The 16555-nt window shown below is 35.2% G+C and carries 20 protein-coding genes; 7 read left to right on the forward strand and 13 right to left on the reverse strand.

Annotation, left to right across the window (positions count from 1 at the left end; all coding sequences use genetic code 11):
- Positions 1 to 42 precede the first annotated feature (42 nt).
- The 6 genes from ACS8MM_RS02385 to ACS8MM_RS02410 are packed head-to-tail and all read left to right on the forward strand — an operon-like array spanning position 43 to position 3767.
- On the forward strand, positions 43 to 504 hold the full coding sequence (locus ACS8MM_RS02385) for a YHS domain-containing (seleno)protein (RefSeq protein WP_379712650.1): 462 nt from the start codon (positions 43 to 45) through the stop codon (positions 502 to 504).
- The gene (locus ACS8MM_RS02390; protein WP_379712652.1) at positions 501 to 878 is read left to right on the forward strand and encodes a DoxX family protein; all 378 of its coding nucleotides are present in this window, start codon (positions 501 to 503) and stop codon (positions 876 to 878) included. Before ACS8MM_RS02385 ends, ACS8MM_RS02390 begins: the two co-directional genes overlap by 4 nt.
- A 5-nt stretch (positions 879 to 883) precedes the next feature.
- Entirely contained in the window at positions 884 to 1372 is a 489-nt protein-coding gene (locus ACS8MM_RS02395) for a DinB family protein (RefSeq protein WP_379712654.1), read from the forward strand.
- The gene (locus tag ACS8MM_RS02400; protein ID WP_379712656.1) at positions 1360 to 2070 is read left to right on the forward strand and encodes an NRDE family protein; all 711 of its coding nucleotides are present in this window, start codon (positions 1360 to 1362) and stop codon (positions 2068 to 2070) included. Before ACS8MM_RS02395 ends, ACS8MM_RS02400 begins: the two co-directional genes overlap by 13 nt.
- A gap of 9 nt (positions 2071 to 2079) precedes the next feature.
- On the forward strand, positions 2080 to 3114 hold the full coding sequence (locus tag ACS8MM_RS02405) for a D-alanine--D-alanine ligase (RefSeq protein ID WP_379712658.1): 1035 nt from the start codon (positions 2080 to 2082) through the stop codon (positions 3112 to 3114).
- A complete protein-coding gene (locus ACS8MM_RS02410) occupies positions 3114 to 3767 on the forward strand; it encodes a hypothetical protein (RefSeq protein WP_379712660.1) in 654 nt (217 codons plus the stop codon). The genes ACS8MM_RS02405 and ACS8MM_RS02410 overlap by 1 nt, the downstream gene beginning before the upstream one ends.
- Before the next feature lie 24 nt (positions 3768 to 3791).
- Here ACS8MM_RS02410 and ACS8MM_RS02415 read toward each other — a convergent pair whose 3' ends face one another.
- Positions 3792 to 4544, reverse strand: a complete 753-nt coding sequence (locus ACS8MM_RS02415) for an LA_2272 family surface repeat-containing protein (protein ID WP_379712662.1) — start codon at positions 4542 to 4544, stop codon at positions 3792 to 3794.
- A 101-nt stretch (positions 4545 to 4645) separates the two neighbouring features.
- Between ACS8MM_RS02415 and ACS8MM_RS02420 the strand changes: the two genes are divergently transcribed.
- Entirely contained in the window at positions 4646 to 5599 is a 954-nt protein-coding gene (locus tag ACS8MM_RS02420) for a hypothetical protein (RefSeq protein ID WP_379712664.1), read from the forward strand.
- A 23-nt stretch (positions 5600 to 5622) separates the two neighbouring features.
- Here ACS8MM_RS02420 and ACS8MM_RS02425 read toward each other — a convergent pair whose 3' ends face one another.
- From ACS8MM_RS02425 to ACS8MM_RS02480, 12 genes are read right to left on the reverse strand one after another with little or no spacing between them, the layout of a single operon-like run.
- The gene (locus tag ACS8MM_RS02425) at positions 5623 to 6372 is read right to left on the reverse strand and encodes a maleate cis-trans isomerase family protein (protein ID WP_317245447.1); all 750 of its coding nucleotides are present in this window, start codon (positions 6370 to 6372) and stop codon (positions 5623 to 5625) included.
- Position 6373: 1 nt separating this feature from the next.
- On the reverse strand, positions 6374 to 7003 hold the full coding sequence (locus tag ACS8MM_RS02430) for a class I SAM-dependent methyltransferase (RefSeq protein ID WP_379712666.1): 630 nt from the start codon (positions 7001 to 7003) through the stop codon (positions 6374 to 6376).
- 9 nt (positions 7004 to 7012) lie between these two features.
- A complete protein-coding gene (locus ACS8MM_RS02435; protein WP_379712668.1) occupies positions 7013 to 7921 on the reverse strand; it encodes a fumarylacetoacetate hydrolase family protein in 909 nt (302 codons plus the stop codon).
- Positions 7922 to 7939: 18 nt separating this feature from the next.
- Positions 7940 to 9049 (reverse strand): cupin domain-containing protein, encoded by a 1110-nt coding sequence (locus ACS8MM_RS02440; RefSeq protein WP_379712670.1) that lies wholly within the window; start codon positions 9047 to 9049, stop codon positions 7940 to 7942.
- 6 nt (positions 9050 to 9055) lie between these two features.
- The gene (locus ACS8MM_RS02445) at positions 9056 to 9544 is read right to left on the reverse strand and encodes a DinB family protein (RefSeq protein WP_379712672.1); all 489 of its coding nucleotides are present in this window, start codon (positions 9542 to 9544) and stop codon (positions 9056 to 9058) included.
- A 2-nt stretch (positions 9545 to 9546) separates the two neighbouring features.
- Complete coding sequence (locus ACS8MM_RS02450) at positions 9547 to 10527, reverse strand: carbon-nitrogen hydrolase family protein (protein ID WP_379712674.1); 981 nt, start codon at positions 10525 to 10527, stop codon at positions 9547 to 9549.
- 6 nt (positions 10528 to 10533) lie between these two features.
- Positions 10534 to 10959, reverse strand: coding sequence for an acyl-CoA thioesterase (locus tag ACS8MM_RS02455; RefSeq protein WP_379712676.1), 426 nt, complete (start codon positions 10957 to 10959; stop codon positions 10534 to 10536).
- 17 nt (positions 10960 to 10976) lie between these two features.
- Positions 10977 to 12566 carry an AMP-binding protein gene (locus tag ACS8MM_RS02460; protein WP_379712678.1) on the reverse strand — a complete coding sequence of 530 codons (1590 nt, stop codon included), beginning with the start codon at positions 12564 to 12566 and terminating at the stop codon, positions 10977 to 10979.
- Positions 12567 to 12589: 23 nt separating this feature from the next.
- Entirely contained in the window at positions 12590 to 13057 is a 468-nt protein-coding gene (locus ACS8MM_RS02465) for a DUF4265 domain-containing protein (protein WP_379712680.1), read from the reverse strand.
- Between the two features lie 4 nt (positions 13058 to 13061).
- The gene (locus ACS8MM_RS02470; protein WP_379712682.1) at positions 13062 to 15365 is read right to left on the reverse strand and encodes an oxidoreductase; all 2304 of its coding nucleotides are present in this window, start codon (positions 15363 to 15365) and stop codon (positions 13062 to 13064) included.
- Positions 15366 to 15403: 38 nt separating this feature from the next.
- Entirely contained in the window at positions 15404 to 15859 is a 456-nt protein-coding gene (locus tag ACS8MM_RS02475) for an SRPBCC domain-containing protein (protein ID WP_379712684.1), read from the reverse strand.
- Positions 15860 to 15861: 2 nt separating this feature from the next.
- Positions 15862 to 16467 (reverse strand): flavin reductase family protein, encoded by a 606-nt coding sequence (locus ACS8MM_RS02480; protein WP_379712686.1) that lies wholly within the window; start codon positions 16465 to 16467, stop codon positions 15862 to 15864.
- Positions 16468 to 16555: the final 88 nt, after the last annotated feature.

The raw sequence follows: 16555 nt of genomic DNA on the forward strand, positions 1-16555 counted from the left end.
GGAGCGAACTAATTTTACAGTGTTAATTTAAAATCAATCGCAATGAAAAATTTATTGATCTGTTTCTTTTTTAGCGTTTCGATGGTGAGCTTTTCCCAAAGCACACCAAAAAGAGTAGCTAATTATAATCTGGAAAAAAAAGTAGCTTTAAGTGGTTATGATCCGGTGGCTTATTTTAAATCCAATAAAGCTGTAAAAGGTAGTAAAGAAATCAGCAATACACATGAAGGAGTAATCTATTATTTCAGTACCAAAGAAAATGCTGCATTATTTGCTAAAAACCCGATGGCCTATGAACCACAATACGGTGGATGGTGTGCTTTTGCAATGGGTGATTATGGTAAAAAAGTGGAAGTCAATCCGGAAACTTTTAAAATTGTCAATGGTAAATTGTATTTGTTTTACAATGCTTATTTCAACAATACATTAAAGAGTTGGAATAAAGATGAAAAAAATCTGAAAGTGAAAGCAGATGCGAACTGGAAAAAGATAGAGCAACCATGAAAAAGATTTCTTTAGACACTGTGCTGAAATTAGTGGTTGCTATCATTTTATTGCAAACGCTTTATTTCAAATTTACTGCAAAACCGGAATCGGTTTATATTTTTACTACCTTAGGTGCAGAACCTTACGGTAGAATTGGTTCAGGAATTGTAGAATTGATTGCTTCAATACTACTTTTCATAACCAGCACCCGATTATTAGGTGCGTTTATAGCAATGGGAACTATGTTCGTAGCTATACTTTCGCATTGTTTTATTTTGGGTATCGAAATTAATAATGATGGAGGAACACTGTTTGTTTTGGCAGTAATCACTATGGTTTGTAGTAGTGTTTTAATGTATCGATTTAGGAAAGATTGTCACTTTTTAAGATAAAATATATGGATTTCAGTTCGGTTAAAAAGACACTAGAAGAATTACAATGTTTATTGGTTCAGTTGTCAGATTCAGATTATGTTAAACCTATAGCCAATTTAAGTAATGCATCGATTGGCCAACATACCAGACATATTATAGAATTGTTTCAGTGTTTGTTGAATGCCTACGAATCAGGAATCTTGAATTATGATCATCGGGAGCGAAACAAAGCCATTGAAAATTATAAAACAACAGCTTTGTCTGCCTTGGATCAAATTATAGCCGAGTATCCTAAAGAAAATAAAAAGTTGCAACTGCATCAGTATATTGATTGTGAATCAATAGAAATTGACACCAATTATTTTAGAGAAATTGTTTACAATTTGGAGCATTGCATTCATCATCAGGCATTGATTAAAGTTGCTTTATTAGATATTGAGAATGTTGCGATAGATGAAAACTTCGGAGTTGCCCAATCCACTATAGCCTATAAAAAACAATGTGCACAGTAACTTTTGTAACTTCAAATGATCAGTTCATAATCACTTCCAATAGGGATGAGAAAATGGCACGACCAAAAGCGATTGAACCTAAAAATTATCGTATCAATCATAAAAATGTTTTTTTTCCAAAAGACGCTAAAGCGGGTGGTACTTGGTATGCCGTAGATGAAAATGCAAATATTATTGTATTACTGAATGGGGCGCGGGAAAAACATACTCGTAAGGAAAGTTATAAAAAGAGTAGGGGATTGGTGGTTTTGGACTTGATTGGTTCCGATTCTATTTTGAAAGAATGGCAACGAATAGAACTGGATAGTATCGAACCCTTTACTTTGGTTGTTTTTGAAAATCTCAATTTGTTCCAACTCCGATGGGATGGCGAAGAAAAAGAAACGCTGCAGCTGGACGAAAATAAAAATCATATTTGGTCTTCAGCTACTTTATATCCCAAAGAAATTAGAGAATCTAGAGCCAACTGGTTTTCAGAATTCATGTGTACACATGATAGTGTAAACGAGGAGAATATGTATCATTTTCATCGCTATACTCAAGAAAACGATATTCAGAATGGTTTGGTAATCAATAGAGATGATGTATTAAAAACACTTAGTATTACTCAATCTGTTATTGATAAAAACAAAGTAAGTCTTCATCATTATGATTTGGTACAAGACGAAAAATTCACGAATTCATTCATTGTAATTTAATCAATATTTATGCGATTATTTTTCCATAAGTTGACCAACTGGGAATATTGGCCTTTTAAAGTTGTCTATATTCCAATCTATTTTTTGTGGGCGTTTTATGCTGTAAAAGCCAGAACCCTTTTCTTTTTCAATGCCTCTAATCCTGGAATGAGAAACGGTGGTTTTATTATGGATAGTAAAAAAGAAATCTACGATTTGATACCCCAACAATATTATCCCAAAACGGAATTAGTTATTGAAGGTTGTGCATTTGATCAGATTGAGCAACTTATCAAGACTGCAGGCATAAAATTTCCATTAATTGCTAAACCCGATATTGGTCTAAGAGGTTCTGCCGTAAAGAAAATTAATACGCTACATGAATTGAAAGTCTACCATGACAAAGCCAATTTTGATTATCTGATTCAGGATTTAATTCCATATGAAAATGAAATCGGTATTTTTTATGTACGCTATCCAGAACAAACCAAAGGAAAAATCACAGGAATTGTTGCAAAAGAATATCTCATTGTAACCGGAGACGGAAAATCAACTATCGAACAATTACTGAAACAAAATCCAAGATATGAATTACAGTTAAACACCTTATATAAAGAACATAAAGAGGGTTTAAATGAAGTTTTAGATAAAGATGTAAAACGAAACCTAGTTCCATATGGCAACCATTGTCGTGGCGCCAAATTTATAGATGCCAGTCATTTGATTACTCCTAAGTTAGAAGAAGTTATTAATGAAATGTGTCTGCAAATAGATGGATTCTATTTCGGAAGAATGGATTTGATGTATCAATCTATCGAGGAATTGGAAGCAGGGCGTAACTTTTTAATGGTCGAATTGAATGGTGCAGCGAGCGAACCTACTCATATTTACGATCCTAAACATTCGCTTTTTTTCGCATGGAAAGAACTGTACCGACATATTTCCTATATGTTTGAAATTAGCATGGCCAACAATAAAATGGGCATTCCTTTTTTGAATCATAAAGAAGGAATGAAGCAATACAAAATGCATTTGGAGCAAAATGCCAAAATCCTAAATTTCTAATGTGGAAAGCTCTGAAAAATATAGTAATTGGTTTTGCAGTTAGTGGCATAGGTTCGATTCCTTTGGGATACCTGAATCTTATTGGCTTTCAAATTTATATTCAATCCAATACAGAACAATTGTTCTATTATCTTTTAGGTGTATTAGTGGTTGAAGCTATTGTGATATGGGGAACTTTACAATTAGCAGAACGATTGACTTTAAATCCAAAATGGAAATCTAGAATAAATCTGTTTTCGGCCTTTTTTTTGTTTTTTATGGCTTACTATTTCTATTCCTCGGATGTGAAAATTGCAGAGGACACGAATATTAAAAACGGGCTATTTCATTTTCCTGTTTTTGTAACAGGACTGTTTTTAAGCGCCTTCAATTTCGCTCAAATTCCGTTTTGGTTGAGTTGGAATTTGTTATTAACGAATGGAAATTACATTGTTACAGAAAAATTTTGGAAAGGTTTGTATCTCATCGGAACTCTTTTGGGGACATTCTCCGGAATGTTATGTTTTATATTGGGCGTTCAAAAAGTAGCTACTTATAATGCCCTAAATTTAAGTACAATTCTGTCATTATTGCCTTTTGTATTTCTATTACTCGCTATATTTCAATTAATTCAATGGTATAGAAAGTTAAAAAACAGAGAAATACCACTGTAATGTATTTCCCTGTTTTTTTATTACTTACGCTTTAAATTGCCAATTGATAAGGGGTAATTTTCTTTTTCCGTTGGTATTCCATAATCCCAGTTGGATACCTCTTAGGTTTTTGGAATGATTAAATAGACCAATTTGAATGCCATTGTGATTTCTAGAAACATTTGATGGCGCTATTTGAATTCCGTTGCCATAATCGGTAATGTTTGCAATTCCTGCAATTGAAACACCATTGTACTTTTGGGTATCAATAACCGAAGCATTTAATGATAAACCATTCAACTGATTCATTGCAGTGATTACACTGATATTCAATCCATTAATTTTAGCGCCACCTAAAAAACCCCCCGAACTAATGTTTAGTCCATTAATTTCAATATAAGTTGCAGCATAATCATCCATAAAGGAAGAATTGCTTATTACGTTGTCATTAATTCCTGCAACCAATCCTTCAAATGGAATAGTAAGTCCTACACTTAATAACATAAGACCATTTGGGCTAGTCTCCAAATTTAAGCCGTTTACTTTCTGATACTTTATGTTCTTGTTTTCATAATGACCAAAACCCATCGTAAAGCCATTCACCCGATTTACTCTTCTTGAAATAGGAGACAAACTAAAAATTTTAATGCTATCATTTCGATCAACATTATCCGATTTCCATTTAAAATAATCGGTAACATTTCTTGTAGTGTTGGTTGCTACCGGAATTAACGTGTCTTGCGCATTGTTATCGATTGAAAAAAGAGTCAGCAATGCGAATAAAAGTAACTTTTTCATAGTTTTTAAATTTTGTTTTGCAGTTCAAAAATATTGTGCTATTTGCAATTTTTATTGTGATAAAAAATTAATATTTTTAATATATTTGTGAAAATCGCAAAATGAACCCACAAGAACTATTACTAACGGCTATCCGAAAGCAACTCAAACCACAGCAATCTATAATTGATGAGGTTGCCAGCGTATTAAATATCAGTTATGATGCTTCCCATAGAAGGGTAGCTCTGAAAAGTAAATTTTCGATTGAAGAAACAGTAAATTTATGTCGGCATTATTCAATTGCAATGGATGGTCTTTTTGCTGATGAAAAGAAAGTAATCGTCGAGAAAACACATAGTATTAAATCAGTTAGTGATTTTAAAAACTATTTTGAGCAATCTTCATTTTTTTTGAAAAAATTCTTAAATGAAGAGGCGAATTTATATTATTCGGCCAAAGACATTCCTTTATTTTACACAATTGGAGGAAGTCTTTTGTCCAAATTCAAACTCTATGTTTGGTTGCAATTGTTGAGTAAGGAAGAAAAGCAAACTCCTTTTGATCATTTTATATTAGATGCACAGTTACTGAAAAGTACTTCCCAATTGAAAGCGGTTTATGAAAAAGTAAAGGTTACCGAAGTTTGGAATGACACAACGATTAATAGTTCATTGCAACAGATTTTCTACTTCTTTGAAGCAGGGTTGATTTCCTATGAAACCGCTCTAGCTTTATTAGAAGAGGTACGTAATGTGGTAACTTTAGTGGAAACCAAAACGAACCGTAACGACAATAGTTTTCAATTGTATTACAATGAATTATTGATATTGAACAATACGGTTTTATTAATGTCTGAACACGAAAAATCCTTATTTGTTCCCTATAATATGGTCGGTTATTTTATTACAGAAGATAAAGAAACCTGTATAGAAGCCGAAGGTTTTTTCAAACATCAATGTTACAATTCTAAATCATTACAATCGTCAGGGAAAAGAGATCGCAATCTTTTTTTTAATCGGATGCAATTGAAAATTGATTATTATGTGAATAAAATACAAAGTTTCATAAAAGAATGATGCCTCGATTGAGGCATTATTCTTTAGTATTTTCCACTTAGCAATTCACCTCCAATTGGCGCTTTGGCTTCAATTCCTAATTTCTTCATCATTTCGTAAGTAGTACAAACTGCTGCCGATGTTACCGGAATACCGATTTCCTTTTGAATCAAATCAATCGCTTCTAACGAAGGCATTTGCACACAGGCTGAAGCTACTAATACATCAACCCCAGTTAAATCCAGTCGTTTGTATATTTCCAATAAATTCATTGGATCTTGCGCTGCCACTTCTAAATTATCTGGGATTTCCAATGCAATAGAATCAACTACTTCAAATCCTTGGTGTTCAATATAATCTACTACTAAATCAGTTAACGGGCGCATATAAGGTGTAATCACCGCTACTTTTTTGGCACCTAACACTTTTAATCCATTGATTAAAGCTCCTGCAGAAGTCACGATTGGAGTAGGGAAATCATTTTTAATGGTTTCCTGATGCAAATTCACTTCAGAAACGCAATGATATCCTCGTCCCATGCTCATAATAGCAACCAAACAAGCATAACCCATAACATCAACATGCGCATCGGATAATTCGGTGGCACATTTTAAACTCATAGCATCCATGGCTTCCAATTCTTCTTTGGTAACCTTTTTCATACGCATTCGACTCGAATGGAAGGTAAAACGTTCCGGTAAGATAGTTTCGCGTGAACGGAAAACTGCCGGTATTTCAGTTTCCATTGTTACATTTGACGAAGGTACGATTTGACCTATTCTGTATTTTTTCATTTTATTTTCGTGCAATTACTATTAAATCTGTTGTGTTTGACCCGTCTGGCTCAGGGAATCTTTTCCGTTCTAAAGCTATGATTTTAAAATCATTTGCTAATAAAGCTTCTGATAAATACTCTTCTTGATGGTAATGAATGAAAATTTCATCCCCGGTACTTCCTTTTTTAAGTCCGGATTTGCTATAATCGTCTTCCATTGTACTTAGATACAAAATACCATATGAATTTAAACATTCGGCAGCATCTTTTATCAATTGAATGGCTTCTTCTTTTGAAATATATGGTAATCCGAAACCACAAACTATGCCATCAAATTTCTGATTCAATTGTAAAAAATCGCGACAATCCAATATTTGAAAAGTAGCTGTAGGATTATTTTTTTTGGCCAATTCAATCATGTTCGGCGCTAAATCAGTTCCTAAAACCTCAAAATCGCTTCGTCTTTGTAAAAAATATTTTGTAATGTTGCCCGGACCACAAGCCAATTCTAAAATGGAAGCATTTTCCTTTTCAATGCTATCACAAAACAAGTCGAAAGTATCATTGTACAAATCAAAATTCAAGAAACGATCCTGATATTGATTGGCACATTTATTAAAAACTTCAACTGCTTTTTGTGTTTTGTCCATTTGAAATTATTATATCTCCTTAATTGTGTTTACAATCGTTCCAATGCCTTCCACAGTGGCCTCAACCACATCGCCATGGTGCATCCATTCTTGTGGATCGCGACCTGCACCAACACCAGCCGGTGTGCCGGTTGCAATAATATCTCCTGGTTCCAGTGTGAAAACAATACTCAAATCTTCAATCAAATCATTGATATTGAATAATAAAAATTGAGTATTTGAATTCTGTTTTTCAATACCATTTAATTTCAGAGATAAATTCAGATTGTGCGGGTTTTTAATTTCATCTTTGGTCACCAAAATTGGTCCCATAGGAGCGAATGTATCTTGTCCTTTAGAAACTATCCATTGGCCTTCACGACGACAATCTCTTGCTGATATATCATTAATTACAGTATAACCAAATACATAATCCAAGGCATCTTCTTTGCTTACGTATTTCCCTTTTTTTCCAATAATCACGGCCAATTCTACTTCCCAATCCAATTGCTGTGTAAGCTTCTTATTCTTAATGATATCTGTATTAGTAGCCGTTACCGTTGTTGGAGGTTTTGAAAAAATAATTGGTTTTTGAGGTAGTTTCCCTGTAGTGTCTAAAGTTCTGGCACTTTCTGCAACATGTTCGGTATAATTTAAACCAATTCCGATAATGTTCTTACGAGGTTTCGGAATAGGAGCCAAAAAGGTCACATCATTGACATCATAAGCTATTTCGGCAAATTGCTTTTCGCTGGTTTCTTCAATTAAGTCGTTGATTTCAGCAATCACATCAAAACCCATATCAATTAATTCTAACATCGTTTTGGGTAAAGGAAAATTGGATACATCACCAAAATCTTCCATGTCAATCACTTGATTGTTATGTATAAAACCCAAACGCGGTTCAGAATCTTCAATAGAATAAGTAAGTAATTTCATTTTTTATTTACGATATTTTTATTTTACAATTTGGTATCCGTTATTTTCAGTGTATTCTTTCTCCTGGTACAAACCTAGTTTCTCAATGACTGGTAAATCGTTAAAAGAGAATAAGCAGGCATCTTCGGTTTCGGATAAATTCACGTGTTCATGCCACGCCCACGAAGGTACGCAGAAAATATCACGTTCCTTCCAGTCGAAACGTTTACCATCAATGATCGAATAGCCTTTCCCTTTGGCGCACTGATAAACAAACGATCCGGTGTGTTTGTGTGCTTTAGTATGTTCTCCTGCTCGTAATAATTGCATGGAAGCACCCATTGTCTGCATGACATGACCGCCAGTTAATGGATTCGAATATTGCATGATAATGCCATCAAACGGAGAACCTTCATTGACTTTGGCCGCTTCTAACAACGCTCGATATACGTTTTTCCATGAGTATTTGAACAGTGGAGAATACGGTTTATCCCAAACAGCATCTGCAGGAATTAATCCGGTTCCACCATAGGATAAAGGCAAATGATTGACAGGAGCCTTCAAAGGTTGTTTCCCATCAAAAACAGCATAATCATTAGCTTCCAAAGCATTTACCAAAGGAATGTCCAATCCGTCCTGCCAAACACAGGTTTTACCGTTCTCAGCCACACCGTGTTCGTGCCACGTTGAATTGGGTGTAATCACAAAGTCATTGACTTCAAATGTCACTTTATTCCCATCTACCACGGTATAGCCACCTTCGCCTTCCATAATGAAACGTAGGGCAGAAGCTTTATGGCGGTGAGCCGATGTACTTTCACCTGGCCGTGTAACTTGAATTCCTGTATACAACCAACCCACAGCTGCTGAAACATCTTTACGTTTGTCATTGACTAAATATACCACACGACGGCCGGCTTGTTCAGGTGTGACTAACTCTGAAGATTTTAAAACCAAAGCTCTTAAATCTTCATATTTCCAAAGCATGGGAATAGAAGAAGTACGCGGTTCCCAAGGCTCAATATCGTTAGCAACTGTCCATAATGCTCCAGCACCTAAACCTTCCAGTTCTTTATAGTAAGCTTCGAGTTCGGGAGTGTCTTTTACTCTTGCGCGACCAATTACATCGTCACTATATTTATCTTCCATACTTTTTTATATAGCGTTAGTGTTATCTAAATTTTTCAGTATCGTATTAATTTGTCTCTGATGGCGCAAAACATGAACAATGGCATGCTCCATCAGTTGTTCGATATCATAATATTGCCCCCAACCGGTTTTCATTTTGTTGGCTTCTTCATAAATTTCCAAATCAGTATCGCAAATATTTTCAAAAACAAAGACGGTATAAGCAAACATTTTGTCCAAATCATGTTGAAAAGAGATCACATCCGAGTGAAATAGCTTGGCAGGTCGTATTTCGTTATTCCCTTTGGAATTATAAATACTGATTGCGTAACTATAACCTGAATTAACCACATGAGCCAGAATGGTTTGCAATGAACGGCAATTGTCATCACTGGTGTTTGCATCTATAATCCTAATCAGTTTTTCACTACTGACAGTTGCAATACTTTCCTTTAAATGAACAAGCGTATTTTTATAGATAGCTAGCAATGCAGTAACTGCTCCTTTGTTTTTCATGATTATTTTTTTAAGAAATCGTCATGATTGTCAATGAATGTAATTTTTCGAGTAGGAGCGACATTCACTCTTAAATCGAAAATATCAAAACGATTGTAATGTCCAAGAATATCATGCATTTGTTTCGGCTGAATACATTTCTGTAAATCGATTTCAGCATACACAATTCCTTCCTCATCGATTAACGGTTCACCGATTACAGCTCCGTTTGGACCGATAAATCCTGAAAAAGCTGAATTTTTACGTGTTAACAACTCTTCAATATTCGGAACATCTTCTTTTAATGCTTCCATAATTTCTTTGGAAATAGTTGAACAGGAAACGATGGTAAACAATTTACCTTCAAAAGAATGCGCAGCGGCACGTATTTTAATCGCTTCTGCCATATTATAATCCGGAGGAGCCACAGGTAACGAAATATAGTTAGCGATATGAATCAATTCACCTTGTGAAAGTAATGTAAATCGAGCTAAAGTGTTCGTATTCTCACCACAAGCTAATGTACCGATAGGACCAATTTCTGTATCATAAACTTTTAATGACGAACCATCTCCTGATGTCCAGGTTAATTTTTCAGCCCAAGTGGGAACCAGTTTACGGTGTCTTCCAATAAGTTCGCCGTTATTGTCAATGATTAGATTCGTATTGTAAATTTCTCCATAACTGTTACCACGTTCGTTGATTCCAATAACGATATGAATATCATTTTCTTTAGCCGCTTGATACAATCGCAGCATATCAGCATCTTCTGTTCTTACCGAATTTTTATACAATTCTTCATACCATTTACTGCCTTGAACGGGAGTCATAACCCAATTCCAATACGGATAACCTGCTACAAAAACTTCGGGAAAAGCGATTAGTTTCGCTCCGTTAGCAGCAGCATCTTTTACAAATGAAATGGCTTTATCAATCGTTTTTTCCACATTAAGAAAAACCGGTGACGTTTGAACTGTAGCCGCTTTAAATTTTTTAAACTCCATGATTATCTATTCTGTTATAAGAAAATAACTGATTTTTGCTCTCATTTGATCACTAAAGGCTTCCGCAGCAATTGTTTTTCTGTCATCAGCAATTTTTACGTTAACCAAAGTAACTTCTCCTTCTAAAATGGTTTCACCTAGCTGGTTTTTGAATAAAAAGGCGCAAAGTAGGGAAGAGCTTCTTAATTCTTTAACCCATAATTCTTTGATGATCACTTCGCCTAAACGAGCTGCTTTTTTGAACTGTACTTTCAAATCAACAGTAGGAATTCCGTTGGTTTCATGCATTCTGGAAAAAGGTCGGTCAAGCGCTTCCTCAAACCAATCTTCCACTAATCCGTTTAGCATTTCCAGGAATCTAGGATAGAAAACTATTCCTGCAAAATCAATATGTTGGAAACGAATTTTTTCTGTTTTTATAAAATACTTCATGTCTATAAAATTAAGTATTATTTCAATTTAAATCGTTGAATTTTACCGGTTTCGGTTTTGGGCAAAACATCAATAAAATTAATTACTCGAGGGTATTTGTATGGCGCTGATACTTCTTTGAACCACTGCTGAATGCTTTTTGCCAATTCATCGTTGCCTTTTGTTTTATCTTTTAAGACAATATGAGCACAAACCAGCATGCCGCGTTCTTCATCTGGCAAACCAACTACTGCACATTCCAGAATGTCTTCGTGAGTTAAAAGTACGCTTTCTACCTCGATAGCAGCAATATTATAACCTGAAGAGATAATCATATCATCACCTCGGGCAACAAACCAAAAGAAACCCTCTTCATCCTGACGGAATATATCGCCTGTTAAGTTCCAACCATTTTGTACATATTCACGCTGCTTTTCTTCTCGGTTTAAATATTTACAGCCTGTAATACCTCTTACAGCCAATTTCCCAGGCTCGTTTCTTGCAACTTCATTACCTTTATTGTCAATAATTCTAGCTTCATAACCAGTAATTGCAACTCCTGTGGCGCCAGGCTTCATATTGGTATCATTAGAAGAAATAAAAATATGGAGCATTTCTGTGGCACCAATACCATCAATAATTTTCAAGCCTGTTGTATTGTACCAATCTTCCCATACTTTTAGTGGTAAGGTTTCACCTGCGGATACACATTTGCGGAGACTGGATATATCGAAATCCATTGCTTTTGATGCCAAAACACGCCATGCGGTTGGTGCAGTAAAACAGATTGATACTTTAAAATCTTGAATGGCTTGCAAAAGTAAATCAGGCGTAGGTTTTTCCATCAAAAAAGTTGATGCACCAAAATACATTGGAAACAAAACCAATCCGCCTAAACCAAAAGTAAATCCCAGAGGCGGACTTCCTGTGAAAACATCATCTCTTGTTGGTTGTAAAGAATATTGCGGAAAGGCTTCGCAGATATTTAGAATGTCTTTGTGATAATGCGCCGTCATTTTTGGTAATCCAGTAGTTCCCGAAGTAAAACCAATTAGTGCGATACTATCTGATTTTGTATGAAAGTTCGTAAATGTTGTTGGTTTTGTTACCATTAAACTTTCTAATTCCGAATTTCTGTAGTAACAGATTCGTTTGAGAAAAGGAGAATTTACCAATTCCATTTCTTCGGATAACGCACTGTCACACAATACATGGGTGATTTCTGCACAATCAATAATTGTTGTCAATTCTTTGGAACGTAATAAAGGCATTGTAGCGACAACAATTCCACCCGCTTTTAAAATGGCATACCAACAGGCTACCATCATTGGATTATTTGCAGAACGGATCAATACACGATTTCCTGATTTTAAACCTAAATCATTCACTAAAACATGAGCAATCTGATTGGCTTTTTCATACAAATCGTTATACGTCCATTTTTCATCAAATGTTTGAATACAAACAGCATCTCCATTTCCATTTTCAATGTGAACATCCAATAAACGTTCCACACAGTTAAGCATTTCAGGTTGGCTGAATTGTGGTAAATCTAAAAATGTGTAATCCGGTTGTAGGCTTGATTCGGGTAAATTATGGTGAGCGAAATTATCTTCGTAATGTTTCATTTAGTTGGTTGTTGGTCTGTAGTTTAAGCGATATCGTCAGAATGTTTAACGGAAAGAATCGGTTCTGCATAAGAAATGATCCCTTTTTCTTCATAATCATCAAGTAACGTTTTGATTATCTTATAATCAATTGCTTCTAGTATTTCAACAGAGAAAAAAGTATCGTTTAATCCTTCTGACAAGCATTTCAAGTCACGAAGTTCATCTCTTAAAATTTCTTTATTGAAACTTTCATCAGTAATTACTACTTGTACAACTGAGTTGCCTGAATATTCAACTACTTCCCTGAACATCAAGCATCCTTCGCTTTCATCAAATTCAGCATAAAAAATGTCATCAGTGGCAATTAACGGACCATAAAAAGGAATGCTGTCTAATTTATAAATTCCATTTTCTTCATCAAGGGTTTCTGCCCACATTGTTTCTACGGTTTCTTCTTCTAAGACATCGCTATAATATTTAAATAGTACTTTTTTGCTGTTATTATCCATGATTTTACTTCGTAATTATTTTATGACTTTCCGGTTTCAAAGTTTTTTTCATTCCTTCCACCATTTTTCTTTCCGAAGCTTTTAACGGATAAAGATGTGTAGTTCCTGCCATATATTGCTGAGGAATATCGGTTGGTCTGAAGTTTTCGTAGGCTTGAGCGTTACGCACAAAGAATGGATCTAGTAACAACGGTCTTCCCAGTGATACTAAATCAGCACGGCCATTTAAAATAATCGTGTTAATTTGGTCGATATCCTGAATATATCCGGCAGTAATAGTTGGAATATGAACTGTATTTCTAACCATATCTGAAAATGGAGTCTGCCACATTCTACCAGTTTGTGGTTTTTGATGGGCAACCGTATTCCCGGTTGAAACACTTATAATATCTGCACCTGCATTCTTGAATGCCTCAGAAATTCTGATAACATCTTCTTCAGAAATACCATTATCAGCCCAATCACATGCAGATATACGCACAGACATTGGTTTGTCTTTAGGAAATACGTTGCGCATTTCAGTAAAAACGCGAATTGGGAATTTTAATCGGTTTTCGATAGAACCTCCAAATTCATCCGTTCTTTTATTGGTTAGTGGCGATAGGAAAGAGGCTAGTAAAAACCCATGATGCGCCTGTAATTCAATCATATCAAATCCGGCTTCATCAGCATTTTTGGTAGCTTGAACAAATTCCGAAGCAATTTGATTCATGTCGGATATAGACATTTCTTTCGGGGTGGCCAGTTTTTCATTGAATGGAATAGGGGAAGCTGAAATCAATTCCCATGGTTTATCAATAGGTTCAGAACTACCTTCCCATGGTTTTTTAATCGCACCTTTTCGTCCTGAATGTCCTAATTGAATTCCAATTTTTGTTTGTGTATTTTTATGAATAAAATCATTTATTTTTTTCCAGCTAACCATTTGATTTTGTGAATACAATCCAGTACAACCTAGAGTGATTCTTCCGTTATTTGAAACGGCAGTCATTTCTGCAATAATCAATCCAACTCCACCTAATGCGCGTGTTGTATAATGTGCAAAATGCCAGTCGTTTGGGATGCCATCCTCTGCGGTATATTGTCCCATAGGCGACATCACAATTCTGTTTTGCAATGTTATTTCTCTTAATTTAAAAGGAGTAAAAGCGGCTGGGTTTTTACTGTCAGTTCCAATTTTTGCATTAAATTCTGCCAGTACTTTTTCCGGGAAAGAAGCATCACGAATTGCTAAATTTTCAAATGTAACTTTCTTAGATCTTGTCATGACTCCGAAGGCAAACTGCTGAAAATCATGCTGAACATGTCTATCCATATGCTCAAACCAATCCAAAGAAACATTAGCGGCATGTTGAATCATTTCCACACGGTTTCTTCTGGAATGTTCATATTGTTCAAATGCAGCAGTTGTATTATTTTGATTTTCAACAATAGCATCTGATAGTGCAATGGCACATTCCATGGCCAATTTAGTTCCTGAACCAATTGAAAAATGTGCGGTTGCTTTGGCGTCGCCTAATAAAACAATATTGTCTTTATACCATTTTTGATTGGTTACATGCGGGAATTGACGCCAGTGTGATTTATTGGTAATTAAGGGATGCCCATCCAATTCTACTTTAAAGATATCAGAGATTATTTGGACAGTAGTAGCTTCGTTTTCAACTTCAAATCCAGCTTTTTGCCAAGTTTCCTCTGAACATTCGAAAATCCAGGTACTCATACCAGCTTCGTATTGGTAAGTATGCGCAACGAAAGTGCCAAATTCAGTTGTTCTGAAAAAATAAGTAAAAGCATCTAAAGGCTTTGTGGAACCTAACCAAACAAATCTATTCTTTTGAAGTTTTACAGAAGTTCCAAAATCTGAAGCAAATTGGGTACGTATAGCACTTCCAATCCCATCAGCAGCTACAATTACATCACTATCTTTAAATTGTGACAAATCTTCTCTATTTTGCTCGAAATGAAGATTTACACCTTCTTCAATGCATCTTTGCTGTAATAATTGTAAAAGTGTTTTTCGTGAACATCCACAAAATCCGTTTCCTGAAACACTTACTTTTTCACCATCACGAGCTACGACAATATCGTCCCAATACGCAAATTTACTTCGTATTAATTCATAGGATTGTGTATCACGAGTTAAGAATTCACCTAGAGTTTCATCCGAGAATACGACCCCAAAACCGAAGCTATCATCGGCTTTATTGCGTTCGTAAACATCAATCTGACAGTTTGGAATTGCCTTTTTGGTTAATATGGAAAAGTAGAGTCCGCCGGGACCGCCACCAATTACAGTTATTTTCATATAGTTTTTGCTATCGCTTTTTATGGCGATTTCTTTAATTATTTTTTCATAAAATCGAAAGCACCTTTTCTGAGGTTAATTCCATATTCAAGGTATGCTTTAAGACATGCTAGGAAATTGGACCATCCAAATGAGTTACCTGATAACCATTTTAAACCAGCTTCATCATTGTCCATTTCCTTTTCGGAAATTGAAACTAAAGTTGAATTATTTACGCTTTCAGATAAAGTAATCTCTACTAAAAGTTCTTTTCCTGAATTTTCCCAATAGAAAGAAATGTATTTATCCTTATCAACTTTGCCTACGCGAACCGGGCATTCAAAATCAAACTCAGGGAATTTCCAAATCAAATTTTTGCCTTCTTCCATCATCCCGGTACTTTGTGAGATGAAATAATTGGTCATTTTTTCTGGGTTAACAATAGATTCAAATACCTCATGCATTGGTTTTTGAATTTGCATTGCTACATTAATTTCTAACTTTTTAGTTGTCATGATTAGCTTCTTTTGATGGAGAAAATTTCTCCTAATTTGGAATAATTGGATCCCGCCAAACGAGCAACTGGTTTGTAGGTTTCCAGATTAATTCGTGCATTTTCCATTAGTATGGAATCGTCGATATGCATGGTTAAGATTTTGCCAATAATGACAGCGGCACCCCCATTTGTATGATCTTCTAAAAAATAATGATGTACCATTTCACATTCAAAATGTACTAAACTTTCTTTAACTCGATTGGGTTTAATATGAATAGAAGCAATAGGAGTAAGGCCGGCAAGTTCAAATTCGTCTATGTCAGGAGCCACTTGTTGGGAAGTAGTATTCATTTTTTCAACAACTTCTTCCGTTACTAAATTCACCACGAATTGCTTATTTGACAATACATTATTCAATGTGTCTTTGTTTTTATCACCCGTTCTTACAGTAGAAAACATAACATGCGGTGGATCTTCACCGACTGCGTTAAAAAAAGAAAAAGGAGCTAAATTGTTAATGCCGTTCTCGTCTACTGTCGAAATCCATCCAATAGGACGCGGAATTACAGTTCCGGTTAACAGTTTGTATAAAGTGGAAGCATCCGTATTTTGAGTATCGAATTGCATTAGTTGGGTTGGTTGGTTTCTACAAATTAAGTGAAAAAATATCCAATTTGAAATAGATAAATGCCCAACTTATTTTAATTTTACCGAA

Origin of the sequence: Flavobacterium sp. MAHUQ-57 (assembly GCF_051908335.1) — a bacterium.
Taxonomy (GTDB): Bacteria; Bacteroidota; Bacteroidia; order Flavobacteriales; family Flavobacteriaceae; genus Flavobacterium.